Annotated in this window: 20 protein-coding genes and 1 pseudogene; 6 read left to right on the forward strand and 15 right to left on the reverse strand. The window is 71.5% G+C overall.

Features of this window, described 5'->3' with window-relative positions:
* Positions 1-73: 73 nt before the first annotated feature.
* The 6 genes and pseudogenes from lpxC to murB all read right to left on the reverse strand — a co-directional run bounded on the left by lpxC (position 74) and on the right by murB (position 7,261).
* Positions 74-1,021, reverse strand: a complete 948-nt coding sequence (gene lpxC, locus A5481_RS23280; protein WP_048435629.1) for a UDP-3-O-acyl-N-acetylglucosamine deacetylase — start codon at positions 1,019-1,021, stop codon at positions 74-76.
* 399 nt (positions 1,022-1,420) lie between these two features.
* Positions 1,421-3,283, reverse strand: coding sequence for a cell division protein FtsZ (ftsZ, locus tag A5481_RS23285; RefSeq protein WP_048435630.1), 1,863 nt, complete (start codon positions 3,281-3,283; stop codon positions 1,421-1,423).
* Positions 3,284-3,398: 115 nt separating this feature from the next.
* Complete coding sequence (ftsA, locus tag A5481_RS23290) at positions 3,399-4,724, reverse strand: cell division protein FtsA (RefSeq protein ID WP_048435631.1); 1,326 nt, start codon at positions 4,722-4,724, stop codon at positions 3,399-3,401.
* Positions 4,725-4,812: 88 nt separating this feature from the next.
* Entirely contained in the window at positions 4,813-5,835 is a 1,023-nt protein-coding gene (locus A5481_RS23295; protein ID WP_048435632.1) for a cell division protein FtsQ/DivIB, read from the reverse strand.
* Positions 5,802-6,059: pseudogene (locus tag A5481_RS35955) on the reverse strand (D-alanine--D-alanine ligase); the annotation flags it as partial. The gene A5481_RS23295 and the pseudogene A5481_RS35955, both read right to left, overlap by 34 nt.
* Before the next feature lie 284 nt (positions 6,060-6,343).
* A complete protein-coding gene (murB, locus tag A5481_RS23300; RefSeq protein ID WP_048435633.1) occupies positions 6,344-7,261 on the reverse strand; it encodes a UDP-N-acetylmuramate dehydrogenase in 918 nt (305 codons plus the stop codon).
* A gap of 89 nt (positions 7,262-7,350) precedes the next feature.
* On the opposite strand from murB, the gene A5481_RS23305 reads away from it, so the two are divergent.
* Positions 7,351-7,605: a type II toxin-antitoxin system RelE family toxin gene (locus tag A5481_RS23305; RefSeq protein ID WP_342447354.1), complete on the forward strand. Its 255-nt coding sequence runs from the start codon at positions 7,351-7,353 to the stop codon at positions 7,603-7,605.
* Between the two features lie 10 nt (positions 7,606-7,615).
* Complete coding sequence (locus tag A5481_RS23310) at positions 7,616-7,996, forward strand: helix-turn-helix transcriptional regulator (protein WP_048435634.1); 381 nt, start codon at positions 7,616-7,618, stop codon at positions 7,994-7,996.
* Between the two features lie 7 nt (positions 7,997-8,003).
* Here the strand turns inward: A5481_RS23310 and murC are convergent, their stop codons facing one another.
* From murC to A5481_RS23345, 7 genes are all read right to left on the reverse strand, one after another.
* Positions 8,004-9,419 (reverse strand): UDP-N-acetylmuramate--L-alanine ligase, encoded by a 1,416-nt coding sequence (gene murC / locus A5481_RS23315; protein ID WP_048435635.1) that lies wholly within the window; start codon positions 9,417-9,419, stop codon positions 8,004-8,006.
* Positions 9,420-9,492: 73 nt separating this feature from the next.
* Positions 9,493-10,611 carry a UDP-N-acetylglucosamine--N-acetylmuramyl-(pentapeptide) pyrophosphoryl-undecaprenol N-acetylglucosamine transferase gene (locus A5481_RS23320; protein ID WP_048435636.1) on the reverse strand — a complete coding sequence of 373 codons (1,119 nt, stop codon included), beginning with the start codon at positions 10,609-10,611 and terminating at the stop codon, positions 9,493-9,495.
* 144 nt (positions 10,612-10,755) lie between these two features.
* A complete protein-coding gene (locus A5481_RS23325; protein ID WP_048435637.1) occupies positions 10,756-11,895 on the reverse strand; it encodes an FtsW/RodA/SpoVE family cell cycle protein in 1,140 nt (379 codons plus the stop codon).
* A gap of 140 nt (positions 11,896-12,035) precedes the next feature.
* On the reverse strand, positions 12,036-12,278 hold the full coding sequence (locus A5481_RS23330; protein ID WP_048435638.1) for a hypothetical protein: 243 nt from the start codon (positions 12,276-12,278) through the stop codon (positions 12,036-12,038).
* A gap of 313 nt (positions 12,279-12,591) precedes the next feature.
* Entirely contained in the window at positions 12,592-12,753 is a 162-nt protein-coding gene (locus A5481_RS33835; protein ID WP_156311976.1) for a DUF6883 domain-containing protein, read from the reverse strand.
* On the reverse strand, positions 12,750-13,103 hold the full coding sequence (locus A5481_RS23340; RefSeq protein WP_245239026.1) for a hypothetical protein: 354 nt from the start codon (positions 13,101-13,103) through the stop codon (positions 12,750-12,752). The genes A5481_RS33835 and A5481_RS23340 overlap by 4 nt, the downstream gene beginning before the upstream one ends.
* A 65-nt stretch (positions 13,104-13,168) precedes the next feature.
* Positions 13,169-13,786: a ParB-like protein gene (locus A5481_RS23345; protein WP_048435640.1), complete on the reverse strand. Its 618-nt coding sequence runs from the start codon at positions 13,784-13,786 to the stop codon at positions 13,169-13,171.
* A 545-nt stretch (positions 13,787-14,331) separates the two neighbouring features.
* Between A5481_RS23345 and A5481_RS23350 the strand changes: the two genes are divergently transcribed.
* The 4 genes from A5481_RS23350 to A5481_RS23365 all read left to right on the forward strand — a co-directional run bounded on the left by A5481_RS23350 (position 14,332) and on the right by A5481_RS23365 (position 21,689).
* Positions 14,332-15,636: an efflux RND transporter periplasmic adaptor subunit gene (locus A5481_RS23350; protein ID WP_048435641.1), complete on the forward strand. Its 1,305-nt coding sequence runs from the start codon at positions 14,332-14,334 to the stop codon at positions 15,634-15,636.
* 28 nt (positions 15,637-15,664) lie between these two features.
* The gene (locus A5481_RS23355; RefSeq protein WP_048435642.1) at positions 15,665-18,802 is read left to right on the forward strand and encodes an efflux RND transporter permease subunit; all 3,138 of its coding nucleotides are present in this window, start codon (positions 15,665-15,667) and stop codon (positions 18,800-18,802) included.
* A gap of 5 nt (positions 18,803-18,807) precedes the next feature.
* The gene (locus tag A5481_RS23360) at positions 18,808-20,565 is read left to right on the forward strand and encodes an efflux transporter outer membrane subunit (protein ID WP_245239028.1); all 1,758 of its coding nucleotides are present in this window, start codon (positions 18,808-18,810) and stop codon (positions 20,563-20,565) included.
* Between the two features lie 86 nt (positions 20,566-20,651).
* The gene (locus tag A5481_RS23365; RefSeq protein ID WP_048435643.1) at positions 20,652-21,689 is read left to right on the forward strand and encodes a DUF808 domain-containing protein; all 1,038 of its coding nucleotides are present in this window, start codon (positions 20,652-20,654) and stop codon (positions 21,687-21,689) included.
* A gap of 343 nt (positions 21,690-22,032) precedes the next feature.
* Here A5481_RS23365 and A5481_RS23370 read toward each other — a convergent pair whose 3' ends face one another.
* Both A5481_RS23370 and A5481_RS23375 read right to left on the reverse strand, forming a co-directional pair.
* The gene (locus tag A5481_RS23370; protein ID WP_048435644.1) at positions 22,033-23,439 is read right to left on the reverse strand and encodes a class II fumarate hydratase; all 1,407 of its coding nucleotides are present in this window, start codon (positions 23,437-23,439) and stop codon (positions 22,033-22,035) included.
* Positions 23,440-23,515: 76 nt separating this feature from the next.
* The gene (locus A5481_RS23375) at positions 23,516-24,859 is read right to left on the reverse strand and encodes a cation:dicarboxylate symporter family transporter (protein WP_053082490.1); all 1,344 of its coding nucleotides are present in this window, start codon (positions 24,857-24,859) and stop codon (positions 23,516-23,518) included.
* Positions 24,860-24,982 lie beyond the last annotated feature (123 nt).

The following is a 24,982-nucleotide window of genomic DNA, read 5'->3' on the forward strand; positions in this document are numbered from 1 at the left end:
GCGAAGGTTCCGCCGCTTCGCGGCGAAAGCGGCCGGCCGTTGCCTCGTTGCAACAGCCCGCGGCACCGTATTCCTAGAGTTCGGGCGCGTAGACCGCGGCACCGAGGCCGACGCCGAACTCGGCGAAGACCGGCTCGCGGCGGGCGGCGGCGCCCTCGACGATGGCGTAGTTCGACCGGTCGGCGAAGAGCGCGGTGAGCACCGCGACGTTGAGGCCGTGGCCGCCGCAGAAGGACTGGTAGGCGCCGAGGATCGGCAGGCCGGCGAGCGCCAGGTCGCCGACGGCGTCGAGGAGCTTGTGGCGGACGAACTCGTCCGGGTAGCGCAGGCCTTCCGGGTTGACGACGCCGCCGTCGCCGACAGCGACGGTGTTCTCGAGCGAGGCGCCGAGCGCGAAGCCGGCCTTCCAGTAGCGCTCGACGTCGCGCATCATCCCGAAGGTGCGGGCGCGGGCGATCTCGCGGCGATAGGCGGCGGGGGTGAGGGTCAGCGCCTTGCGGCTGCGGCCGATCACCGGGCTCTCGAAGTCGATCTCGACGTCGAGGTGGAAGCCGCGCTCGAACGGACGCAGCTCGGAATAGGCGCGGCCCTTCTCGGTGCGGACGGTCTTCAGCACCTTGATGAAGCGGCGGGGCGTGCCGCAGGAGGTGGTGCCGACCGCCTCGATCGCCGTCACGAAGGGACCGGCGCTGCCGTCGAGGATCGGCATCTCGGGACCGTCGATCTCGACGAGGCAGTTGTCGATGCCGAGGCCGTACAGGGCCGACATCAGGTGCTCGATGGTGGCGACGGCGCCGGTCTCGCGGCTGCCGATGACGGTGCAGAGCTCGGTGGCGCTGACCTGGGCGTGGTGGGCCTGGATCAGGCGGTCGCGGCCATTCGCGAGGCCGGTGCGCAGGAAGGCGATGCCGTGATTCGCCTCCGCGGGATGGAGAGTGATCGAGACGGGGTTGCCGGAATGGACGCCGATGCCGGAAAGGCCCGCCGCCGAGCGTAGGGTCGTCTGCTGACTTGTTCTCATTACCTCAGCCCTCGGCCGCGACTCACCATCGTGTCCCGTTCCCGGGCCCACGTTTCGAGGCGATCCGTCCGTTGCTTGAAGCCCCTGTGGGTGTCGGTGCCGGCGGGTGGCGCGGCCTTCGCCCTTGTGCGTAGGACAGCTATAGTCGCGCTCTCAAGCACGGCCAAATCACGGATTCTTACGCTCTGTAACAGTCCGGCGGCCCACGTCGGGCCGCAAAAAAGCGTTCTGCATCAAAAGCTTGAAGAATGCATAAACCCCGAGGCCGGGCGGCCTCGGGGTGTGTCTTTTGGGCGGCACCGGGCGCCGCCGTGACGAGATCGTGGCGGGGCACAAGCCCCGGGGGACTTCGCCTTTCGGGCGAGGCCCCGCCGGGCCGGGATCCTCAGTTCGCCTTCCTCAATTCGCTTGGCGACGCAGGAAGGCCGGGATCTCGAGCTGGTCGTCGTCCATCATGCGGTTGCCGGCCGGCACCGCGCGGCCCTGCGGGTCGAGGTTGCCCTGCGCCGGACGGTAGCCCTGGGGCTGCTGCGGCGCGTAGCCCTGCGGGGCGTAGGCCTGCGGCGCGGCCTGGCGCGGGGCCGGGGCCTGCTGCATCGGCTGATGCTGCGGCGCCTGATGCAGGTGGGCCTGCTGCAGGGGAGCCTGAGGCATCGGCCGGGGCGCCGGCTGCGGGGCGTGCGCCGCGGGAGCGGGCGCCTGCGCCGGGTGGCCGGCCTCGTCCTCGCGCCGGCCGCCGAAGCCGACGGTGGCGAGGCGGCGCAGCAGCGAGGTGCGCTTGGCGTCGGGGGTCACCTGCTGCACCGGCTCCTCGCCGCGGCTGGCCCGGATCTGGTTCTGGGCCGGCATCGGCAGGTCCTGGACCCGGGGCATGCGCGGCGCGCGCACCACCGCCGGGGACGGCGGGATGAACGGGCCGGAGGCCATCGGCATCTGCGCCTCGGGCGCCGGGGCCGGGGCCGGCTCGTAGACGGGCGCTGTGCGCGGCTGGGCCGGGGTGATCTGCACCTCGTCGCGCATCAGGCCGGCGGCCTGGTGGACGGGGGGCAGCTCCATCCGGACGGGCTCGGGCGCCGAGGCCTGGGGATGCATCGGGGCGTGCATCGGGGCATGCGCCACCGGCTCCGGCGCCGGGGCCCGCGCTACCGGGGCCTCGGTGGGACGAAAGGAGGCGGCGGGCGCCGACGGGGCGGCGGCCCGGGCCCGGGCCTCGGCGCGCAGGCGTTCGGCGACCTCGGCGATGCGCTGCTCGGTCTGGGCGATCTCCGGTGAGCCGATCGCGTTGGCGTTGATCAGCGCCGGCTCGATGCCGGTGGCGACCACCGAGACCCGGATGATGCCGTCGAGGCTCTCGTCGAAGGTCGCGCCCAGGATGATGTTGGCGTCGGAATCGACCTCCTCGCGGATGCGGGTGGCGGCCTCGTCGAGCTCGTAGAGGGTCAGGTCGTTGCCGCCGGTGATCGAGATCAGCAGGCCGCGGGCGCCCTTCATCGAGACGTCGTCGAGGAGCGGGTTGGCGATCGCGGCCTCCGCGGCGCGGTTGGCGCGCTTCTCGCCCGACGCCTCGCCGGTGCCCATCATCGCCTTGCCCATGCCGCGCATGATCGCCCGCACGTCGGCGAAGTCGAGGTTGATGAGACCCTCCTTCACCATCAAGTCGGTGATGCAGGCGACGCCCGAGTAGAGCACCTGGTCGGCCATCGCGAAGGCGTCGGCGAAGGTGGTCTTCTCGTTGGCGACCCGGAACAGGTTCTGGTTCGGGATCACGATCAGGGTGTCGACGGCCTGCTGCAGCTCGTTGATGCCCGACTCGGCGGTGCGCATGCGGCGCACGCCCTCGAACTGGAACGGCTTCGTCACCACGCCGACCGTCAGGATGCCCATGTCGCGGGCGGTGCGGGCGATGACCGGGGCGGCGCCGGTGCCGGTGCCGCCGCCCATGCCGGCGGTGATGAAGCACATGTGGGCGCCCGAGAGCTGGTCGCGGATCTCGTCGATCACCTCCTCGGCGGCGGCGCGGCCGACGTCGGGCTGCGAGCCGGCGCCGAGCCCCTGCGTCACCCCGATGCCCATCTGGATCACGCGCTCGGCCTTCGAGGAGGTCAGCGCCTGGGCGTCGGTGTTGGCGACCACGAACTCGCAGCCGAGGAGCCCCGACTCGATCATGTTGTTGACGGCGTTGCCGCCGGCGCCGCCGACGCCGAACACGGTGATGCGGGGCTTCAGTTCGCGGATGTCCGGAGCTTGCAGGGAGATGGCCATGATGCGCGAGCCTCTGATGATCGTTACGTTTCTGGTGGCGCCGTGACGGCGCCGTTTGCCGTCCCGCCCCGCCGCCGCGGCCCGTTTCCGGGGCCCGCGCCGGGAGGCGATCCCGTTAGAAGCTCTCCCGGATCCAGCGTCCGACCTTGGAGAGGTAGGTGTCCGATCCGAGACCCGCGTGGCCGGCCTGGCCGCGGGGCTCGAAATGCTCGACATGCGAGACCTGGGGGTAGACCAGGAGGCCGACCGCGGCCGAGAAGGCCGGGCCCTTGGCGGCCTCGGGCAGCCCCTTGATGCCGAGGGGCCGGCCGATCCGGACCTGGCCCTGGAGGATGCGGCGGGCGACCTCCGGCAGCCCGACGAGCTGGCTGGCGCCGCCGGTGAGCACCACCCGGCGCCCGGCCTGGGCGGCGAAGCCCGCGTTGCGCAGGCGGTCGCGCACCAGCTCCAGCACCTCCTCGACCCGCGGGCGGATGATCCGCACGAGGTGCGATTTCGGGATGTGGTGCGGCAGGTCGCGCTCGTCCTCGTCGACGCCGTGGACCGCGATCATGTCGCGCTCGTCCGACGCCGTCGCCATGGCGGCGCCGTAGAGGGTCTTGAGCCGCTCGGCCGCCGCCACCCGGGTCGAGAGGCCGCGGGCGATGTCCATGGTGACGTGGTGGCCGCCGACCGCGAGCGCGTCGCAATGGACGAGGTGGCCGCCGGAGAACACCCCGACGCTCGTCGTGCCGCCGCCCATGTCGACGACGGCCACACCCATCTCGGCCTCGTCGTCGACGAGCGCCGAGAGGCCCGAGGCGTACGGGGTCGCGATCACCGCCTCGACCCGCAGGTGGGTGTTCTCGACCGCCAGCATCAGGTTGCGGGCGGCGGCGATCTCGGCGGTCACGACGTGCAGGTCGACGCCGAGGCGCTCGCCGAGCATGCCCGACGGATCGACCACCGCGCTCTGCTGGTCGAGGGAGTAGCCGGTCGGCAGGGCGTGCAGCACGGCGCGCCCCGGGCTGATGCTGTGGGTGCTGGCGGCTTCCAGCACCCGCTGCACGTCCGCGCCGGTGACGGCGCCGGTGCGCACCGGGACCTTGGCGTCGAAGTGCTGCGAGCCGAGCCGCCCGCCCGACAGGCTGACGATCACCGACTGCACCTCGACCCGGGCCATGCGCTCGGCGGCGTGCACCGCCTGGCGGATCGAGGTCTCGGCCGCCTCGAGGTCGACCACGGCGCCGCCCTTCAGGCCGAGCGAGCGCTGGTGGCCGATGCCGATGATGCGGGCGAGGTGGGTGCGGCCGCGCAAGGTGGCCAGCGTCTCGACCGGCTGCAGCTCGGCGACGAGGCAGACGATCTTGCTGGTGCCGATGTCGAGCACCGACAGGGTCGCGCTGCGGCGCGCCGAGAGCGGCTTTAAGCGCGGCGTGAGACCGTGCTGGAGGAGACTCATGACGCGACGCTCACCGGGGAGGAGGAAACGGAGATGGAGGGACTGGGGGAACCGACCCGACCGGCGGGCGTCACGTCTCGCGCGCGGGTCATGTCTCGGTTCCCTTCGGTTTCTGCTTCTTCTTCTGGGCCTCCAGGCGCGCCGCCGCGCCCTCCTCGGTCAGCCGCACCACCACCCGGTCGGGCAGCCGCAGGTCGACCGCGATGATGTCCTTCTCGAGCAGGCTCGACTCGGCCTCGAGCTTGACGAGCCGGGCGACCGCCTCGCGGGCGCCGGTCTCGGGCAGGCGCACGTCGATCCCGTCGAGCTTGAGGGTCCAGCGCCGGCCCGACACCAGGGTGCCGGCCCGGATGCGGTCCTTGAGCGGACCCGCCGCGTCGAGGAGCGCGAGGTAGTCCTTGGTGCGCAGGTTCGCCTCCTCGCCCACCACCAGCGGCAGGTCGGCGAAGCGGCCGTCGCGCATCTGGTCGATCACCGTGCCGTCGGCGGCGATCACGGCGATCTCGCCGTTGCGCTGCCACAGGGCGCTCGGCTCGCGCTCGGTGAGCGTGATCAGGAGCTCGCGCGGATAGATCTTGCGCACCGAGACCCCGCCGATCAGCGGCACGGAGGAGAGGCGGTCGCGCACGTCGACCACGCTGAGGAAGGGCAGCGAGTTGCGCTGGTCGATGCCGGCGGCCTGCAGGATCTCGGCCGAGCGCAGCTGCACCAGCCCCGAGATCGTGACCTTGTCGAGGCCGAAGCCCAGCGCCCGGGCGGCCATGTCGAGGGGCGTGCCGTAGCGGGCCGAGATCTCGGCGTAGCCGCCACCCGACACGAAGCCGGCGGCGGCGACGAGGCCGAAGAACCCGAAGGCCAGGCCCATCCCGAGATGGCGCGGCATCCGCCGCTCGATCGGCACCGCCACCGAGGCGCGGCGCCGACGCAGGAACCGCGGCAGGACGCGGGCCGCGAGGGACTCGCCGAGCCGCGATTCTCCCGGCCGCGCCTCGCGCGACGAGGGGCCGCTCCAGGCCGGCGCCATCCCCGGCTGGGGAGCGGGCGTGCCGGCCTCCTCGCCGGCATAGCCGGCGACGGTCAGCGGCTCAGGGAAGCGTCCACCACCATCCATCGGACGAGTTCACCGAAAACGATACCCGGCACGGGCTGCGATCTCCGGCGCGTCAAGGCTTGGTCTCGGTCGTCCGGGGCCTCGCGTGCCGCATGCCGGACCACGAGCGCACCGGTCGCGGAGGACCGGCGTTCGTCGTCACGAGAGGTCGGCACGGCTCACCCCCGGCATCCAAGTGCTTGATGCGCCGTTAACGCCAACTCTCGAACTCGCTGGTAAATATCCGGTAAAGTTTTCGGCCCGGGCACGGGGTTCGCACGCCCCGCGCGGCGGCGCGTCGCCGGAGCGCCACGCCCCGGCGGGAGACCGGGCCCGCCCCGCCGGGCGGCCGGGCCGCCGCCGGGAAGTGACGGCGCATCAAGAACTTACATCCCGGTCCGGGCGGGCCGCCCCCGCCCCCGGCGGGGTCCTGCGCGCGGCGGGGCGCACCCGCGATCGCGTCCGGCCGGGGCGGCCCGGATGGTTACCGTCCCGGCCGCGACGCCTGCGCCGCGGGCCGATTCGCGAATCAGCGGGCGGGCACGCCGATCCGCTTGATCTCCCAGTGCAGGTCGATGCCGGAGGTCTCGCGCACCCGCGCCCGCACCTCCTCGCCCAGGCCCTCGATGTCGGCGGCGGACGCGCCGCCGCGGTTGATCAGGAAGTTGCAGTGCATCTCCGACACTTGCGCGCCGCCGCGGGTCAGCCCGCGGCAGCCGGCGGCGTCGACGAGCTGCCAGGCCTTGCCCCCGGGCGGGTTCTTGAAGGTCGAGCCGCCGGTGCGCTCGCGGATCGGCTGCGCCGCCTCGCGGGCCGCGGTGACCCGGTCCATCTCGGCCTCGATCGCGGCCCGGTCGCCGGGCCTCCCGCGATAGGTCGCCTGGGTGAAGATCAGGTCGGCCGGCGCCGCGCAGTGGCGGTAGGCGAATCCCATCTCGGCATGCGAGAGGACGTGCAGGGCGCCCGCCCGGTCGACCGCCCGGGCCTCGACCAGGACGTCGGTGGTCTCGCCGCCATGCGCCCCGGCATTCATCCGCAGCGCGCCGCCGACCGAGCCCGGGATGCCGCGATAGAAGGCGAGGCCGTCGAGCCCGGCTTCCGCCGCGGCGCGGGCGAGCTTCATGTCCGGCACCGCGGTGCCGGCCCGGATCGTCTCGCCCTCGATCGCGACCGAGCCGAAGGCCTTGCCGCCGAGGCGGATGACGAGACCCGGCACGCCGCCGTCGCGCACGATCAGGTTCGAGCCGAGCCCGATCACCGTCACCGGCACCTCGGGCGGCAGCACGGCCAGCGCCGCGGCGAGGTCCTCCTCGTCGGCGGGCGTGAACAGCACGTCGGCCGGCCCCCCGACCCGGAACCAGGTCAGGTCGGCGAGCGGATGGTCGGGCAGGAGGCGGCCGCGCAAGGACGCGGGCGCCAGAGCGGCGAGGATGGCGGCGGAGGTCATGGTTCGGTTCCGGCTCGACGCGCGGGGGCGGAGCGCTCTAGAGTTGACGCAAGGACAGTCGAGTCGGGCGCGTTCGGAGGTTGGCGCGATTGGCCAGGACCGTCGTCTACACCCGCAAGGCGGCACGGGCGCTTGCCCGGATGCCGGCCGACGCCGAGGCGCTGATCCGGGCCAAGCTCGATCAGGTCGCCCGGGATCCGACCTCGCTCGCCAACAACATCCGGGCGATGAAGGGGATCCCGGGCTACCGGCTGCGGGTCGGGGATTGGCGCGCCCTCTTCACGAGCGAGGATGCAGCGATCATTGTGCACGATGTCGGGCCGCGCGGCTCGGTCTACGAGTAGGTTTCCGGGCATGACCATCGTCCGCACCAGGACGCCCTCCGGCGAGGCGATCGTGATCCTGCCGGAGGCCGAGTTCGAGCGGCTGCACGACCTCGCCGAGGAGGCCGCGGATGCCCGTGTCCTCGCCGCTTCTCTCACCCGCCTGCAGGCGGGCGACGAGGAGTTGCTGAACGGAGACGATCTCGATGCCTTGCGCGCCGCGCCGACCCCCCTCGCCTTCTGGCGCGGCAGGCGGGGCTTGAGCGCGGCGGCGCTCGCCCGGCAGGCGGACCTGCCGGAGGAGCACGTGAGCGCGGTCGAGCGCGGCGAGAGCATCGGCGACGTCCAGCTCTACCGGCGGCTCGCCCGGGCGCTCGGGGTCGAGATCGAGGATCTCGTCCCGGATCCGTGAGGGTAGTTCACGCCGCCTTCTCGCCGATCGAGGCGAGCTCGCCCGGCAGCGCGTAGGCCCATTGGGTGATGTTGCCGGCGCCCAGGCACACCACGTAGTCGCCCGGCCCCGCGAGGCCGCCGACGATGCCGGCGAGATCCTCGGTGCGCTCGAGCGCGACGGCGTTGCGGTGGCCGCGGGAGGTCAGGCCCGCCACCAGGGTGTCGCGGTCGATGCCCTCGATCGGCGCCTCGCCGGCGGCGTAGACGGGGGCGACGATCACCGTGTCGGCGTCGTTGAAGCAGGTGCAGAAATCGTCGAACAGCGAGGCGAGGCGCGAGTAGCGGTGCGGCTGCACCACCGCGACGACGCGGCCGTCGGTGGAGGCGCGGGCGGCCTTCAGCACCGCCCGGATCTCGACCGGGTGATGGCCGTAATCGTCGAAGATCTGGACGCCGTTCCACTCGCCGGTGCGGGTGAAGCGGCGCTTGACGCCGCCGAAATTCGCCAGCGCCTTGCGGATCGCCTCGGGCGAGACGCCGAGCTCGTGGGCCACTGCCAGCGCCGCGGTGGCGTTGAGCGCGTTGTGCTTGCCCGGCATCGGCAGGACGAGGTCCTCCATCTCCATCCGGAAGCCGGGGCGGCGGTCGCGGATCATCACCCGGAACCGGCTCTGGCCGCCCTTCAGGTCGACGTCGATCAGGCGCACGTCGGCCTGCGGGTTCTCGCCGTAGGTGATGATGCGCCGGTCCTCGATGCGCCCGACGAGGTCCTGCACCGTCGGGTGGTCGATGCACATCACGGCGAAGCCGTAGAACGGGATGTTGTCGATGAAGGCCCGGAAGGCGTCCTTGATCGCGTCGAACGAGCCGAAATGGTCGAGGTGCTCGGGGTCGATGTTGGTGACGATGGCGATGTCGGCCGGCAGCTTCAGGAAGGTGCCGTCGGATTCGTCGGCCTCGACCACCATCCAGTCGCCCTCGCCCATGCGGGCGTTGGTGCCGTAGGCGTTGATGATGCCGCCGTTGATGACGGTCGGATCGAGCTCGCCGGCATCGAGCAGGGTGGCGACGAGCGAGGTGGTGGTGGTCTTGCCGTGGGTGCCGGCCACCGCGACGCAGGACTTGAAGCGCATCAGCTCGGCCAGCATCTCGGCCCGGCGCACCACCGGCAGGCGGCGCTCGCGGGCGGAGACCAGCTCCGGGTTGTCGCGGCGGATCGCGGTCGAGACCACCACCAGGGCGGCGTCGGCGAGGTTCTCGGCCCGGTGGCCCACGAAGGTGCGGATGCCCTTCTCGGCGAGGCGGCGCACGTTGGCGTTGTCGGACGCATCCGAGCCCTGCACCGTGTAGCCGAGATTGTGCATCACCTCGGCGATGCCGGACATGCCGATGCCGCCGATGCCGATGAAGTGGATGGGTCCGAGCTGGTTCGGCAGCTTCATGGAGTCGGGGTCCTTCACGTCTTCTTGTTGGATCGGCGGCCGTCGGCGGGCCGACATGGTCCGTGGGCGGCCGCTACCGGGCCGCCGCGATGGCGGTCTCCACCACCAGGGAGGCGAGGCGCTCGGCAGCGTCGGGCAGGCCGGCGCCCCTGGCGGCGGCGGCGGCCTTGGCGAGCCGGTCGGGATCGCCGAGCAGCGCGCCGAGATCGGCGGCCAGCCGCTCAGGGGTGAAGTCCGTTTGTGGTCTGGGAAAGGCGGCGCCGATTCCCCCCAGCACCGCGGCGTTGGCCGCCTGGTCCTGGTCGAGGGCACCGGGGAGCGGCACCAGGATCGACGGTCGTCCGATCACCGCGAGCTCCGCCACCGTCGAGGCGCCCGAGCGGGCGACGACGAGGTGGGAGGTCGCCATCTTGGCCGGCAGGTCCTTGAAGAACGGCGCCGCCGCGAAGGCGGCGAGGCCCGCGCCCTCGTAGAGCGCCTGCACCCGGGCGAGGTCCTCGGCCCGCGCCTGCTGGATCACGGTGAGGCGGGCGCGCAAGGGCGCCGGCAGCCGCACCACCGCGTCGGGCACCACGTCGCTCATCACCCGGGCGCCCTGGCTGCCGCCGAAGGCGAGGAGCTGGAGCGGCGCGTCGGGACCGACGGCGGGATAGGGCATCGCGGCCGCCGCCAGCACCGCCGGGCGGACCGGGTTGCCGGTATGGACGCGGCGGGCCTTCGCCTTGGCGGGCACGCCCCGCACCTCCGGAAAGCCGGTGGCGATCACGCTGGCGCCGCGGGCCAGGAAGGCGTTGGCGCGGCCCATCACGGCGTTCTGCTCGTGCAGGAGCGTCGGCACCCGCAGCATCTGGGCGGCGAGCAGCGGCGGCACCGTCGGGTAGCCGCCGAAGCCGACGACGACCGCCGGGTTGAGGCGGCGCACCTGCGCGACGGCGGCCGCGAAGCCGCGCCCGAGGGTCGCCAAGGCGGCGACGCGGCGTAAAGGAGAGCGCCCGCTCGACGGGGTGGCGGAGGGCACGGCCACGATCTCGGAGGCCGGGAACTCGCCCGAGAGCGCCGCGACCCGGCTGTCGGTGGCGAGCACGACCCGGATGCCGCGCTCGCGCAGGCGCAAAGCCAGGGCCTCGGCCGGGAACAGGTGGCCGCCGGTGCCGCCCGCGGCGAGGAGCACGAGGGGTTGGGCGACGGTCATCGGGCGGCCGGGGCGGGACGGGGCATGGATGGACGGTCTCCGGTCAGGGTCGGCGGCCCCGTGTGTCACGGCGGGGCGCCCAGGTCACCCCTTCCCGGCGAGTCGCCCCTCGGGGTGATTCGCCCCCGAGGGGACGGCGCGGGGTCAGTGCGCCAGGCCCTCGTCGCGGTTGAGGAGCGTCGTGCGCGGCCGGCGCCGGGTGATGGCGATGAGGAATCCCATCCCGAGGGCGAGCGAGATCAGCGACGAGCCGCCGTAGGAGATGAACGGCAGGGTCATGCCCTTGGCCGGCATCAGCCGCACGTTCACCGCCATGTTGATGCAGGCCTGGAGGCCGAACAGGGCGGTCAGCCCGGTGATCGCCAGCCGGCAGAAGATGTCGTCGCTGCGCCGCGCCAGCACCAGGCCGCGCATCACGATGAAGGCGAACAGCAGCACGATGCCGATGCAGATGATGACGCCGAATTCCTCGCCCGCCACCGAGAAGATGAAGTCGGTATGGGCGTCGGGCAGGTGGCGCTTGGCGATGCCCTCGCCCGGGCCGGTGCCGAGCCAGCCGCCGGAGCTGAAGGATTCCTGCGACCAGAAGGTCTGGAAGTTGTCGCCCGAATCCTTGTCCATGAAGCGGGTGATGCGGGCGCGCACGTGGGGCAGGAACTCGTAGGCCGCCGCGACGCCGACGAGGCCGGCGCCGCCGAGCCCGCCGACCCAGAACCAGTGCAGGCCGGCGACGAACACCATCGCGCACCACACCATGGTCACCAGCATGGTCTGGCCGAAATCCGGCTGCAGGATCAGCGGCACGATGGTCATCGGCAGGAGCAGCACCGCGAGCGTGCCGCCCGGCATGTCGCGCCGGCGCGCGCCCTCGGCGAAGGCCCAGGCGGCCAGGATCACGAAGGCGGGCTTGACGAATTCGGACGGCTGCACGCCGATCGAGCCGAACTGGATCCAGCGATGCGCGCCCTTGATCTCGGGCCCGTACTTGGTCGCCGCGATGCACAGCACGATGCCGAGGCCGTAGGTGACCAGCGCCATGCGCCGGATGTGGCGCAGGGACAGGAACGACACCGCCAGGATCAGGGCGATCGTCGGCAGCAGGTACATCACCTGCCGGTTCAGGAAGTGGAACGTCGGCAGGCCGAGGCGCTCGGCCACGGGGGGACCGCCGGCCATCAGGAAGACCAGCCCGGCCGTCATCAGCACGCCGAGGCCGGCGAGCAGCGCCCGGTCGACCGTCCACCACCAGTCGCCGAGATGCGAGCGTTCCGCGCGGGACATCATGGCTTGCAGAGACCCTCGTTCACCAGCCCCGACCATCGGACGGAATGGTAAACCGAGCGTTGCCGTGCCGCCCCAGCGACGCGGATCGGCCTTGTGCCCCCGGTCCTTGCGCCGTCGGTCCTTGCGGCCGGCCCCGGCGGTCAGCCCTGGAACATGCCGTGCGGCGCCAGCTCGAAATGCCGCGCATAGGCGTCGTCCAGCGTCTCCCACGGCATCAGCATCACGCCGTGCAGCGGCGCCGCCCCGGCCGTGAGGGCGCCGAAGCGCTGCAGGATGAGCGCGAGCTCGTAGGCGGTGATGTCGGGCTTGGGGTCGAAGCGGTAGAAATGGGTCTCGTTGTCGACCGGCTCGGCGCCGATGCCCTTCAGGAGCGACTCGAACATCACGGAGGTCCCCCGTTCCGGCCCGATCCCCGTCGCGCCGCAGGAGAGACTTAAGCCGGATGGAGGGGCTGCGGCAAATAAACTTGATGGGAGGATGGGCCGGACGTCCTCGGAGGCGCGGCGCCCGGCGCCTGCTATCGCGTCAGCGGGACGGCAGTGATGAAGTGCATCCCGGTCGAGACCCGCGCTTCCCACACGGTCCGCAAAGGCATCGCACGACCGTCCGGCGCGACCACGGTGCCCTCGAAGACAACGCGCGGAGGATCGCACGAAGGCATGATTCTCATGCCGAGCCGATTCGACAGCGCGTGCATCACGATTGCATCTGCCAGGATGTCAGGAGCATCCGAGTGAAGCCGAAGCCCATCAAATACTTTGCCTTCGAGGCGCCACGGGGATGCTCGGTATTCATCAGATATGCCGAGATCTTGCGGCCGTCGATCAACCAGGCGGCCGGGACCTGCGGCAGCGTCAACGCTTCGCGCTTTCAACGAGACGGATCCGATCAGGCCCGAGGGTCGCGAGAGTCCATTCCGGCTCCGCGAATTCCACGACGTAGCTGTCGCCCGAGGCACGCAGATGGACGGCGACGATCGTCCCTTCCGTGCTGGCAGGGACCGGAATTCCGTCGTCGCTGACGACGGCAGCCGTCAGCACGACATCGTCAAGGTCGCGGAACCTCGACGAGGTTGACGTCTCTTCAAACCGATAGGCGAATTCGATCGACATGGGGAGAGATTTGGCCGGGTCGGACGCCGTGTCAACGCCGCCCCCGATCAGCCGGCCCGCACGCTGAATGCACGAGAATCGGTCGCGATCCGCCACCGAGCTCTGCGGCGGCGGGATCGGAGAGCGCGCTCGCAACACGTCCGAGCCCCGAGGCGGCACGCTCAATCCCCGTGCGGCCCGCACCAGCCCGGCAAGTACGCCGCGTGCTTGGAGCGGGCGAGGGCCATCGCCTCCTCGAGGGCGTCGGAGAAATCGTCCTTCACGTCCTTGCGCTTGATGCGCCGGCGCAGGAAATCCGCCCACAGGAACTCGCTGAACGGCGTCGTGTCCTTGGCAAAGCCCCCGGAACGGCGCAGCTCGCCGGCGAGGCTGCGGAAGGGATCGTCCGCGAGGTCCTCGATGCTCTTCGGCAGGTCGGCGACGTCCCGGCGCACGCCGTCCGCATCGTAGGGGTGGACCCAGGCGCGGTGGTCGGCCACGACCCAGAAGGCGTCCTTCTCGAGGTGGTGCAGGTCGGCCACCACCGTCGTGAGCACGTTCTCGACCCCCTCCTCCTTGAGGGCGCGGGCGAGGTGGTGGTGGTCGACGAGGTAGCGCCGCTTCTTCGGCCCGAGCAGCACCGGGATCATGTGCGAGGCGAGGAAAGCCTCCCGGTCCGCGTCGGCGATCTCGCGCCAGCGCTTGCGCTTGGCCGCGACCTCGCGGTAGCCGACCGTCATCTGGGTCGGGCGCAGCTCGGCGATCGGCACGCTGTGGAGAATCGGCTCGCGGACGGACATGCGGCTCATCGGGGTTCTTGCGCGCGGGATGCCCGCGCCTGACAGGGCAAGGTTGGTCGCACCCTCCCCTGGGTCAAGGTGCCGGACCGAGGCCGCACGGTCTAACGGACCGGGAGACCGCCTCGGCCGGACGGCCTAGTCCGCGCCGCCGGACACCGGTTTTCGCGTTCCGTAAGCCCTTCGCGCCATGGGCGTATCGCCCGAGGATCGACCGTCGCGGCGGGACCGGGCGCGCCGCCGCGGCGCCCGGCCGATGCACCGGCGGGCGTCCTTGACTTGGGTTCGGTTTGCTCGCCAAGAGACGACCACGGGAAGCCGACCGCGAGGCGCGGCATCCCGGCCCGGATCCTGCCCCGCGGTCGGTCCCTGTCATGGAACTGACGCAGGGACACGGCAGGAGACCCGGTGGCTTCCGGTATCGGGTCACGTAAACAGGGGCCGGTCGGCTGGCCCGGGACTTCTCGGATACGCCCCGTCGCCGGGGGCGGCCCGCCCGAGGATGTCCCAGGATCGGCCGAACCGTCCCGGCGAATGGTCGGCGCGCGATGGACACCAACAATCCTCTGACCACGGAGCCCCCGACCACGCGGGCGCGCCGGCGCGGCCTCGGCTGGACCGTCGCGATCCTGCTCCTGGCGGGCGCCGGCCTGGCGGTCTGGTCCGTGCCGGCCCTGGCGCCCGTGCGCGAGCGCCTGGAAGGGCTGCTGGCGCAGCGCCAGGGAGTCGAGGGCCAGGCGCCGGACACCGCGGAGACCGCCGCGCCGCCGGTCTTCCGGCCGACGAAGCAGCAGCTCGCGAGCTTCGGGATCGAGACCGTGCAGGCCCGCGAGTTCCGGCCCGAAGGCTTCGCCGAGGGGCGGATCGGCGTCAACGAGGACGACAACGTGCCGGTCTACTCGCCCTATGCGGGCCGGGTGACCAAGGTGATGGTCCGGGCCGGCGACCGGGTGAAGGCCAACCAGGTACTGTTCACCCTCGAGGCCGCCGACATGGTCTCGGCCCTCAACGATTTCCAGGCGGCCTCGAACGCGCTCGCCAAGAATTCGGCCCTGCTCAAGCTCAACCAGACCGTGGCGGCCCGGCTCCAGGAGCTGTTCCAGGCCAAGGCTGTGGCGCTGAAGGACTGGCAGCAGGCCCAGAACGACGTGATCGCGGCGCAGAGCGACCAGCGCTCGGCCGAGGCCTCGCTCCAGGCGGTGCGCAACCGCCTGCGCATCCTCGGCAAGTCGGATGCGGAGATCGACGCCTTCGCGCGCAGCGGGGCGATGAGCCCGGAGACCGAGATCCGCGCGCCGATCGCCGGCACCATCGTGCAGCGCAAGGTGGGCCTCGGCCAGTATCTCGGCTCGGGCAGCGACCCGGCCTTCGTCATCGGCGACCTCTCGACGGTGTGGCTCGTCGCCAACGTGCGCGAGACCGAGGTGCCGCGGATCAAGCTCGGCCAGGAGCTGGAGGCCAGCGTGATCGGCTTCCCCGACCGGGTGTTCAAGGCGCGCATCAACTACATGGCGGCCTCCCTCGATCCCGCGACCCGCCGCCTGCCGGTGCGGGCCGAGATCGACAATGCCGAGGGCCTGCTGCGGCCCGAGATGTTCGCGACCTTCACGATCCTGACCGGCCGCGACGAGAGCGCCCCGGCGATCCCGGCCTCGGCGATCGTCTACGAGGGCGCCCGCGCCCGGATCTGGATCGAGCGGCCGGACGGCACCATCGCGTCGCGCAACGTCACCCTCGGGCTCACCGGCGGCGGCCTCGTCCAGGTCGTCGACGGCCTCAAGGTCGGCGAGCGCGTGGTGACCCGCGGCAGCCTGTTCATCGACCGGGCCGCCTCCGGCGACAAAGCGTCCTGATCGTCGGCGTCCTGAGGATCTCCGCCCCATGAACCGCCTGATCGACTTCGCCCTGCGCCAGCGGGTGCTGGTGCTGCTCCTGTTCCTGGCGATGCTCGGGATCGGCTACGCGAGCTTCATGCAGCTCAACATCGAGGCCTACCCGGACCCGGTGCCGCCGCTCGTCGACGTCATCACCCAGAATCCGGGCCAGTCGGCCGAGGAGATCGAGCGCTACATCACCATCCCGCTCGAGGTGCAGCTCGCCGGCATCCCCAATGCCACGGTGACCCGGACGATCTCGCTGTTCGGCCTCTCCGACGTGAAGATCCAGTTCACCTACGACTTCACCTACCAGGAGGCGCTGCAGCGGGTGCTCAACCGGCTGTCGCAGCTGCCGCCGCTGCCGAACAACGCCCAGCCGCAGATCTCGCCGACGAGCCCGATCGGCGAGATCATGCGCTACCAGGTGACGGGACCGCCGGGCTTCTCCTCGACCGACCTGAAGACCCTGCAGGACTGGGTGCTGCAGCGCCGCTTCAAGGCGATTCCCGGCGTCGTCGACGTCTCGGCCTTCGGCGGCAAGACCAAGGAGTTCGAGGTCGCGGTCGACCTGCACAAGCTCCAGGCGCAGGGGCTGACCCTGGTCCAGCTCGTCTCGGCGCTCAACAATTCGAGCACCAACGTCGGCGGCCAGACGCTCAATGTCGGCGAGCAATCGGCGGTGGTGCGCGGCGTCGGCCTGATCCGCGACATGGACGACATCCGCAACACCATGATCACGCAGGTCAACGGCGTGCCGGTGCTGGTGAAGGACGTGGCCGAGGTCCAGGTCAGCAACGCGCCGCGCCTCGGCATCGTCGGCCACGAGAACAACGGCGACATCGTCGAGGGCATCGTGCTCTTGAGCCGCGGCGGCAAGAGCCTGCCGACGATCCAGCGGGTCGAGGCCGAGATCGAGAAGATCAACTCCTCCGGCATCCTGCCGCCGGGCGTGCAGGTCGTGCCGCTCTACGACCGCAGCGCGCTTATCCACACCACCACCCACACGGTGATGCACAACCTCGTCTTCGGCGTGGTGCTGGTGTTCCTGGTGCAGTGGCTGTTCCTCGGCAGCCTCAAGAGCGCGATCATCGTCGCCGCCACGATCCCGTTCGCGCTCGGATTTGCCATCGCCATCATGGTGGCGCGGGGCGAATCGGCCAACCTCCTGTCGCTCGGCGCGATCGATTTCGGCCTCATCGTCGACGCGACGGTGATCATGGTGGAGAACATCTTCCGCCACCTCGCCGAGCACAAAGGGCCGACCCATCGCGGCAGCGGGGTCAAGATCGGGCTGATCGCCTCGGCCGCCCGCGAGGTGAACCGGGCGATCTTCTTCTCCGCCTCGATCATCATCGTCGGCTTCCTGCCGCTCTTCACGCTCACCGGCGTCGAGGGCCACATCTTCGGGCCGATGGCGAAAACCTATGCCTACGCGCTCGTCGGCGGTCTGCTCGCCACCTACACGGTGTCGCCGGCGCTCTCGGCGCTCATCCTGCCGAACCACGTCGAGGAGCGCGACACCATCGTGGTCAAGCTCCTGCGGGCGCTGTTCCGGCCGCTCCAGGGCTTCACCCTCAACAACCGGATCCTGACGATCCTGATGACGGTGGCGATGCTCGGCTGCACCGGGGTCGCGATGCGCACGCTGGGCCTCGAGTTCCTGCCGACGCTGGAGGAGGGCAACCTCTACATCCGCGGCACGATGCCGGCCTCGATCTCGCTGGAGGCCGGCAACCCCTACGTCGAGCGGATGCGCAAGCTGATCGGCTCCTACCCGGAGGTGACCACGGTCGTCTCGCACCAGGGCCGTCCCGACGACGGCACCGACGCGACCGGGTTCTTCAACGTCGAGATCTTCGCGCCGTTGAAGCCCGCCGACCAGTGGCGGCCGGGGCTCACCAAGGACAAGCTGATCGAGGAGATCTCGGGCCGCCTGCGCGAGGAATTGCCCGGCATCGAGTTCAACTTCTCGCAATACATTCAGGACAACGTCCAGGAGGCGGCCTCCGGCGTGAAGGGCGAGAACTCGGTCAAGGTCTACGGCACCGACCTCGAGCAGATCACCCGCACCGCCAACGAGGTGAAGGCGGCGCTCGCCACGGTACCGGGCGTCACCGACCTCGCGGTGTTCACGTCGCTGGGCCAGCCGACGGTGCGCATCGACATCGACCGGGCCCGGGCCGCCCGCTACGGGCTCGCGCCCGGCGACATCGCCACCACGATCTCGGCGGCGATCGGCGGCCAGACCGCCGGCGACCTCTACGAGTACGGCAGCGACCGCCACTTCCCGATGCGGGTGCGGCTGGCGCCGGACTACCGCCGCTCGCTCGAGACCATCCGCAACATCACGGTCGGCGTGACGCCGCCGAGCGGCGGGGTGGTCCAGGTGCCGCTCTCGGAGATCGCCCGCGTCGAGCTCGTCTCGGGCGCGGCCTTCATCTACCGCGAGAACCAGGAGCGCTACATCCCGGTCAAGTTCAGCGTGCGCGGGCGCGACCTCGGCGGCGCGGTGATCGAGGCGCAGAGGCGCGTCTCGGAGCAGGTCGATCTGCCGGCCGGCTACCACCTCGAATGGGTCGGCGAGTTCAGCAACCTGCAGGGCGCGATCGCGCGGCTGAAGCTCGTGGTGCCGCTGACGATCGGGCTGATCGCGCTGCTGCTCTACGTCAACTTCGCCTCGCTCACCGACACGCTGCTCACCCTGAGCGTGATCCCGATGGCGCTGATCGGCGGCATCTTCGCCCTCGTCTTCACGGCTACGCCGTTCTCGGTCTCGGCGGCGATCGGCTTCATCGCGCTGTTCGGCATCTCGACCATGGAGGGCGTGATCCTGCTCTCGTACTGCAACCAGCTGATGGACGAGGGCTGGGCCCGCGCCCGGGCGATCCACCACGCCGCCGACGTGCGGATGCGCCCGGTGATGATGACCTGCGTGGCGGCCTGCGTCGGCCTGCTGCCGGCGGCGATCTCGACCGGCATCGGCTCGCAGGTGCAGAAGCCCCTGGCGCTGGTGGTGGTGGGCGGCATCCTGCTCGCCCCGATCCTGATCCTGGTGGTGCTCCCGGTGCTCATCGCGGCGTTCTCGCGCCACCGTGCCCGGGCGCCTGTCGCTTCCGCGCGACAGTCCGAGGCGGCGGAGTGAGCTAGATGCTGGCTGGACCCGCCCCCTCCCCCGCCGACGCGAAGCTGCCCGATCCCATGCGCGCCATCCTGCGCCTCTCGACCGCGATCACGGTGCCGCGCGGCGTCGCCCCCGCCCCGGGCTCCCCGGAGGGGCGGGCCGACGGCCGGGCCCTGCATGCCGGGGGCGCGCAAGACGAGGCCAGGGACGGCGAGGCTTCGGACGACGGGGGATCGGGCGAGCGGGAGGCCCGGGCCGCGGCGCGCCCCGCGGTGCGCACGGCCGCCCGCATCCTGGCGGCCGCCCTCGCGAGCGCGTCCGCCTCGGCCTGCATGGTCGGGCCCGACTTCCAGGGCGCGACGCCGCCGCCCGTCTCCTCCTACACCAGGGAGGGGCTGCGCAACCCCGCGGTGACGGACGAGGACCGCCGGAACGGCGCGCTCGGTCAGCGCTTCGCCCAGGGGCGCGACGTGCCGGGCGAGTGGTGGACGCTGTTCCGCTCCCGCGCCCTCGACAGCCTGGTGGCGGAGGCGCTCGCCCGCAACCCGACCCTCGACGCGGCCCAGGCCAGCCTGCGGGCGGCGCGGGCCACCACGGAGGCGCAGCGCGGCGCGCTGTTCCCGCAGGTCGGCTTCAACTCCCAGGCCTCCTACAACAAGGCCCCGGGCGGCGACCTGCAATCGCCCCTCAACAACAACGACCTGCTCTACAGCCTCGTCACCCCGCAGGTGACGGTGAGCTTCGCCCCGGACGTGTTCGGCGGCACCCGTCGCGCGCTCGAATCGCAGGCGGCGCAGGAGGAGGGGCAGCGCTGGCAGCTCGAGGCGGCCTATCTGACGCTCACCTCCAACGTCGTCGCGGCGGCGATCCAGGAAGCGTCGCTGCGGGCCCAGATCGCCGCGACCGAGAAGGTGATCCAGGCCCAGACCGACCTGCTGTCGCTGATCACCAAGCAGTCGAATGCCGGCCAGGTCGCGGGCGCCGACGTGGTGCAGCAGACCGCGCTGCTCGCCCAGTCGCAGCAATTGCTGCCGCCGCTGCAGCGGGCGCTCGCCCAGCAGCGCAACCTGCTGACCGCCCTCGCCGGCCGCTTCCCGAGCGAGGAGGTGAGCCAGACCTTCACCCTCGCCTCGCTGCACCTGCCCCGTTCCCTGCCGGTGAGCCTGCCCTCGCGGCTGATCGAGCAGCGCCCCGACGTGAAGGCGGCGGAGGCCGCGGTGCATGCAGCCAGCGCCCAGGTCGGCGTCGCGGTGGCGAACCGCCTGCCGCAATTCACCATCTCGGGCGCGATCGGCGCCAGCGCGACCAACTTCGCGGCGCTCCTCAACCCGGCGGCGAGCCTGTGGACCATCGCCGGCGCGGTGGCCCAGCCGCTCTTCGACGGCGGCACCCTGTTCCGGCGCCAGCAGGCGGCGGAGGAGACCCTGGCCGCGGCCCAGGCGCAGTACCGCGCCACCGTCATCGGCGCCTATCAGAACGTCGCGGACGCCCTGCGCGCCCTCCAGTCCGACGGCCGCGCGGTGGCGGCCGCCAACGCCGCCGTCTCGGCGAGCCGGCAGAGCGTCGAGCTCGTGCGCAAGCAGTTCGGCCTCGGCGCGGTCAGCAGCGCCTCGCTGCTCATCACCCAGTCGTCCTACCTGCAGGCCGTGGTGACGCAGGCCCAGGCCCAGGCCAACCAGTACGCCGACACCGCGGCCCTGTTCCAGGCGCTCGGCGGCGGCTGGTGGAACCGGCGCGACGTGAAGCCGGCCCGCGACCCGAAGGACCCGGCGCCGTTCCTGTAGGGCCGCCGCCCGGTGGACACGCGGCGGGGATCCAAAACGTTTCTGCCCCGTTTCCAGCGCAGCCGTGACGGGCCGGGGGGATTTTCGTGAGCGTCGGGTTGCTGGCTCTTCTGGACGACGTCGCCTTCCTGGTGAGGAGCGCGGCGGCCTCCCTCGACGACGTCGCCGCGCAGGCAGCGCGCGCCGGCACGAAGGCCGCCGGCGTCGTCATCGACGACGCGGCGGTGACGCCGCGCTACGTCGTGGGCTTCGCGGCCGAGCGCGAATTGCCGATCGTCGGCAAGATCGCGCTCGGCTCGCTGCGCAACAAGCTGCTGTTCCTGCTCCCCGGCGCCCTGGCGCTCGGCGCCTTCGCTCCTTGGGCGATCACCCCGCTGCTGATGCTGGGCGGGGCCTATCTCTGCTACGAGGGCGCCGAGAAGGTCTACGAGGCGGTCTTCCCGCACCGCGCGCATGCCGACGAGGAGGGCTCGGAAGCCGACGCGGGCCACGACACGGCGCTGGAGGAGCGCCGCGTCGCCGGCGCCGTCAAGACCGACTTCATCCTGTCGGCCGAGATCATGGCCATCACGCTCGCCGCCCTGCCGGAGGGCAGCGTGTGGATGAAGGCGGCCGTGCTGACGATCGTCGGCATCGGCATCACCGTGGCGGTCTACGGCGCCGTGGCCCTGATCGTGAAGGCCGACGATGCCGGGATGGCGCTCGCCGGCAGCCGGGCGGGACCGCCCTTCGGCGGCCTCATCCGCCGGATCGGCCGTGGCGTGGTCAAGGGCATGCCGGTCCTGCTCAAGCTCCTGGCGATCGTCGGCACGGCGGCGATGGTCTGGGTCGGCGGCGGCATCCTGCTGCACGGGCTGGAGGAGTACGGCCTGTCGGGTCCGGCGCATGCGGCGCATGATGCTGCGGCGAGCCTGGGCGCGCGCGTCCCCCCGGTCCGGGGCGTCGTCGAGTGGCTGGTGACGGCGGTGGCGTCGGGCCTCGTCGGCCTCCTCGTCGGCGGGGTGCTGATCCCGGTCGCGAGCGTCGCCTCGCGCCTGCTGGGCGGTGGCGGCAAGACCCCCGCCGAAAAGATCCCCGCCGAAAAGACCCCCGTCGAAAAACGTCCCGCGCAGACCGGGGCGTGAGCGCCTGTCCGGTGGCCCGATCGCTTCTTCGGACACCGGCACCCTGTTCCGGCGCCGGCGAGCGGGGGGAGGAGGATCCGGTCGCGGATCGGCCGCCCGTCCATCGTCGCCTGCCAGAACGTCACCGACGCGCTTCGTGCCCCGTCCGTCCGACGGCCGTGCGGCGAACGCCGCCGTCTCGCCGATGGGTTTGCGCGGAAGGCGACAGGTGCCGGTGCGCCGAACGCTCGTGCATCGACCGGCCGATGCACGAGCGTGCCGGTATCACGCGAAATTCGACCGGTTGCCTCGCGAGGCGAATATCGGCGTCGCGCGGGCGCTGCGCCGGCTGACGATGCCGGCCTCAGGCAGCCGTCGGCGCGATCATCGCCTTCGGGTCGACGACGCGGTCGTACTCCTCGCCCGTCACGTAGCCGAGCGCGATGGCCGCCGCGCGCGGGGTGATGGTCTCGGCCATCGCCTTCTTGGTGATCGTCGCGACGCGGTCGTAGCCGAGCACCGGATTGAGCGCCGTCGCCAGCAGCAGTGCGTTGGCGACGTTCGCGGCGAGGCGCTCGCGGTCGACGTCGAGGCCGTGGACCAACTTCGTCGCGAAGACGCGCGACCCGTCCGCCAGCAGGCGGATCGACTGGAGCAGGTTGTGGACGATCACCGGCTTGGCGACGTTCAGCTCGAACATCCCGGAGGCGCCCGCCGCCGAGATCGCCCCGTGGTTGCCGACGACCTGGAAGGCGACCTGCAGCAGCGCCTCGGCGATCGTCGGGTTGCGCTTGCCCGGCATGATCGACGACGACAGGCCGTCGTCGGGAAAGACCAGTTCGCCGAGACCGGTGCGCGGTCCGCAGCCGAGCAGGCGGATGTCGTTAGCGATCTTGATCAGCGAGACCGCCAGCACGTTGAGCGCGCCCGAGACCTCGACGAGGGCGTCGTGGGCGCCCATGCCCTCGAACTTGCTCGGATTGGGAACGAAGGGAAGCCCGGTCAGGGCCGCGACCTCCTCGCAGAAGGCCTCGTCGAACCCGGCCGGCGCGTTGAGGCCCGAGCCGACGGCGGTGCCCCCTTGCGCGAGCCGGTACAGGCGCGGGGACGCGGCCTCGATCCGCTCGATCCCGAGGCCGACCTGCCGCGCGAAGGCGTCGAAGGCCTGCCCGACCGTCATCGGGACGGCATCCATGAGGTGGGTGCGGCCGATCTTCACGACGTCGTCGAACTCCGCCGCCTTGGCGGCGAGGGTGTCGCGCAGGAGCCGGAGCTCGGGCAGCAGGCGGTCGTGCAGCTCGATGCCGACGCACAGATGCATGACGGTCGGGAAGCTGTCGTTCGAGGATTGCGACCGGTTGACGTGGTCGTTGGGATGGACCGGGCGGCGCTGGCCGAGCGGCTGGCCGAGGGTCTCGTTGGCGCGGTTGGCGATGACCTCGTTGGCGTTCATGTTGGTCTGGGTGCCGGAGCCGGTCTGCCAGATCGGCAGCGGGAAATGGCCGTCGAAGCGGCCCTTCCACATTTCCAGGGCCGCCGCCTCGATGGCCTCGGCGAGGGCGGGGTCGAGCGTGCCCAGGCGCCGGTTGGCGCGGGCCGCCGCGAGCTTCTGAAGCCCGAAGGTCCAGACGAGGCAGGCCGGGAAGCGCTCGTCGCCGATCTCGAACACGCCGAGCGCCCGCTGCGTCTGCGCGCCCCAGTAGCGGTCGGCGGGGATCTCGACGGGACCGAAGGCGTCGTGCTCGATCCGGGTGCCCGGTTGGACGGTCATGGGCTCAGGTCCTTCGATGGGTCGTGGCGGTCGCGGTGTCGGAGGGGCGGGGAGCCCCGCGGGCTCCCCGGGGGCGTCAGGCCGCGGCGGCGCGCTCGGCGCGCAGGCGGGCCATCGCCTCCTGCGCCATGGCGGGATCGAACTCCCCGGCGAGCTTGGCCGTCACCACGGTGGCGACGCTGTTGCCGATGGCGTTGGTGGTGGCGACGGCGATCGACATGAAGCGGTAGACGCCGAACAGGATCGGCAGGCCCTCGAGCGGCAGGACGCCGGTCGCCGCCACCGTCGCGGCGAAGACCACGAAGCTGCCGCCCGAGACGGTCGCCGCGCCCTTCGAGGTCAGGAGCATGATCCCGAGGATGCCGAGCTGCTGCCAGACGTCGAGCGGCACGTGGTAGGCATTGGCCAGGAAGACGATGCCCATCGACATGTAGATCGAGGTGCCGTCGAGGTTGAAGGCGTAGCCCGTCGGCAGCACGAGGCCGACGCTCTGGCGCGAGCAGCCGTAGGTCGGCAGCTTCTCGAGGAGGCGCGGCAGCACGCTCTCGGACGAGGCGGTGCCGAGCACGATGTAGATCTCCTCGCGGATGAAATCGAGGAACTGGAACAGGTTGATCTTGAACATGGCCGAGATCGCGCCGAGCACCACCACGATGAACAGGATCACCACGGCGTAGAAGCTCAGGATCAGGTAGATCAGCGACAGGAGCACGCTGGTGCCGCTCGAGCCGACCGCGAAGGCGACCGCCCCGAAGGTGCCGATCGGCGCCACCAGCATGATCAGGTGGATGAACTCGAAGAAGGCGTCGGAGATGCGGTTGAGGCCGTTCTCGATCGGCTGGCGCTTCTCGGGCGAGAGGTGCAGCAGGGCGGCGCCGAAGACCAGCGCGATGACGAGCACCTGGAGCAGCTCGCCCTTGGCGAAGGCGCCGATGAAGTTGTCGGGAAAGACGTTGAGGATGAAGTCGAGGGTGGAGTGCGGCGCGGTCGCGCCGGTCGGCGCCTTGCCGTGGGACAGGTTCGCCCGGGTCGATGCCGCCATGCCCTCGCCGACGCCGAGCAGGTTGCCGGCGAGCATGCCGATACCGAGCGCGATGGTCGAGACGATCTCGAAGTAGAGCATCGCGATCAGGCCGACCTTGCCGACCCGCTTGAAGTCGCCGGCCGAGGTGACGCCGATCACGACGCACAGGAAGACCAGCGGCGCCACCGCGGTCTTGATCAGGCGCAGGAAGATGTCGCCGAGGATCTTGAGCTGGACGGCGACGCCCGGGAGCAGGAAGCCGACGGCGGCGCCGAGCACCATCGCGATGATGATCTGGACGCCGAGATTGCGCCAGAGCGCCTTCTTCTTCGGCTTCGCGGCGGAGGTGGATGGTGTCGGGGGAATCGCGCGTGGATCGAGCGTGGCGTCGGACATGGCTTCCTCAGGTCGGGACGTTGAGAGGGCACGCGCTCCCGTTGCCGCCGGGCGGGAGCCCGGGCGGTGCGGCGCGTTCGGAGACGACGAAAGTCACGGCGAGGCGGCGCCCGGAAATCATGC

It is taken from the genome of Methylobacterium platani, from assembly GCF_001653715.1.
In the GTDB taxonomy this organism is placed as follows: Bacteria; Pseudomonadota; Alphaproteobacteria; order Rhizobiales; family Beijerinckiaceae; genus Methylobacterium; species Methylobacterium platani.

Bases quoted from the DNA above. Each gene is read 5' to 3' on its own strand.
- lpxC (WP_048435629.1), bottom strand. From the start codon at position 1,021: ATGAGAACAAGTCAGCAGACGACCCTACGCTCGGCGGCGGGCCTTTCC.
- ftsZ (WP_048435630.1), bottom strand. From the start codon at position 3,283: ATGGCCATCTCCCTGCAAGCTCCGGACATCCGCGAACTGAAGCCCCGC.
- ftsA (WP_048435631.1), bottom strand. From the start codon at position 4,724: ATGAGTCTCCTCCAGCACGGTCTCACGCCGCGCTTAAAGCCGCTCTCG.
- A5481_RS23295 (WP_048435632.1), bottom strand. From the start codon at position 5,835: ATGGATGGTGGTGGACGCTTCCCTGAGCCGCTGACCGTCGCCGGCTAT.
- murB (WP_048435633.1), bottom strand. From the start codon at position 7,261: ATGACCTCCGCCGCCATCCTCGCCGCTCTGGCGCCCGCGTCCTTGCGC.
- A5481_RS23310 (WP_048435634.1), top strand. From the start codon at position 7,616: ATGACCATCGTCCGCACCAGGACGCCCTCCGGCGAGGCGATCGTGATC.
- murC (WP_048435635.1), bottom strand. From the start codon at position 9,419: ATGAAGCTGCCGAACCAGCTCGGACCCATCCACTTCATCGGCATCGGC.
- A5481_RS23320 (WP_048435636.1), bottom strand. From the start codon at position 10,611: ATGACCGTCGCCCAACCCCTCGTGCTCCTCGCCGCGGGCGGCACCGGC.
- A5481_RS23325 (WP_048435637.1), bottom strand. From the start codon at position 11,895: ATGATGTCCCGCGCGGAACGCTCGCATCTCGGCGACTGGTGGTGGACG.
- A5481_RS23330 (WP_048435638.1), bottom strand. From the start codon at position 12,278: ATGTTCGAGTCGCTCCTGAAGGGCATCGGCGCCGAGCCGGTCGACAAC.
- A5481_RS23345 (WP_048435640.1), bottom strand. From the start codon at position 13,786: ATGTCCGTCCGCGAGCCGATTCTCCACAGCGTGCCGATCGCCGAGCTG.
- A5481_RS23350 (WP_048435641.1), top strand. From the start codon at position 14,332: ATGGACACCAACAATCCTCTGACCACGGAGCCCCCGACCACGCGGGCG.
- A5481_RS23355 (WP_048435642.1), top strand. From the start codon at position 15,665: ATGAACCGCCTGATCGACTTCGCCCTGCGCCAGCGGGTGCTGGTGCTG.
- A5481_RS23360 (WP_245239028.1), top strand. From the start codon at position 18,808: ATGCTGGCTGGACCCGCCCCCTCCCCCGCCGACGCGAAGCTGCCCGAT.
- A5481_RS23370 (WP_048435644.1), bottom strand. From the start codon at position 23,439: ATGACCGTCCAACCGGGCACCCGGATCGAGCACGACGCCTTCGGTCCC.
- A5481_RS23375 (WP_053082490.1), bottom strand. From the start codon at position 24,859: ATGTCCGACGCCACGCTCGATCCACGCGCGATTCCCCCGACACCATCC.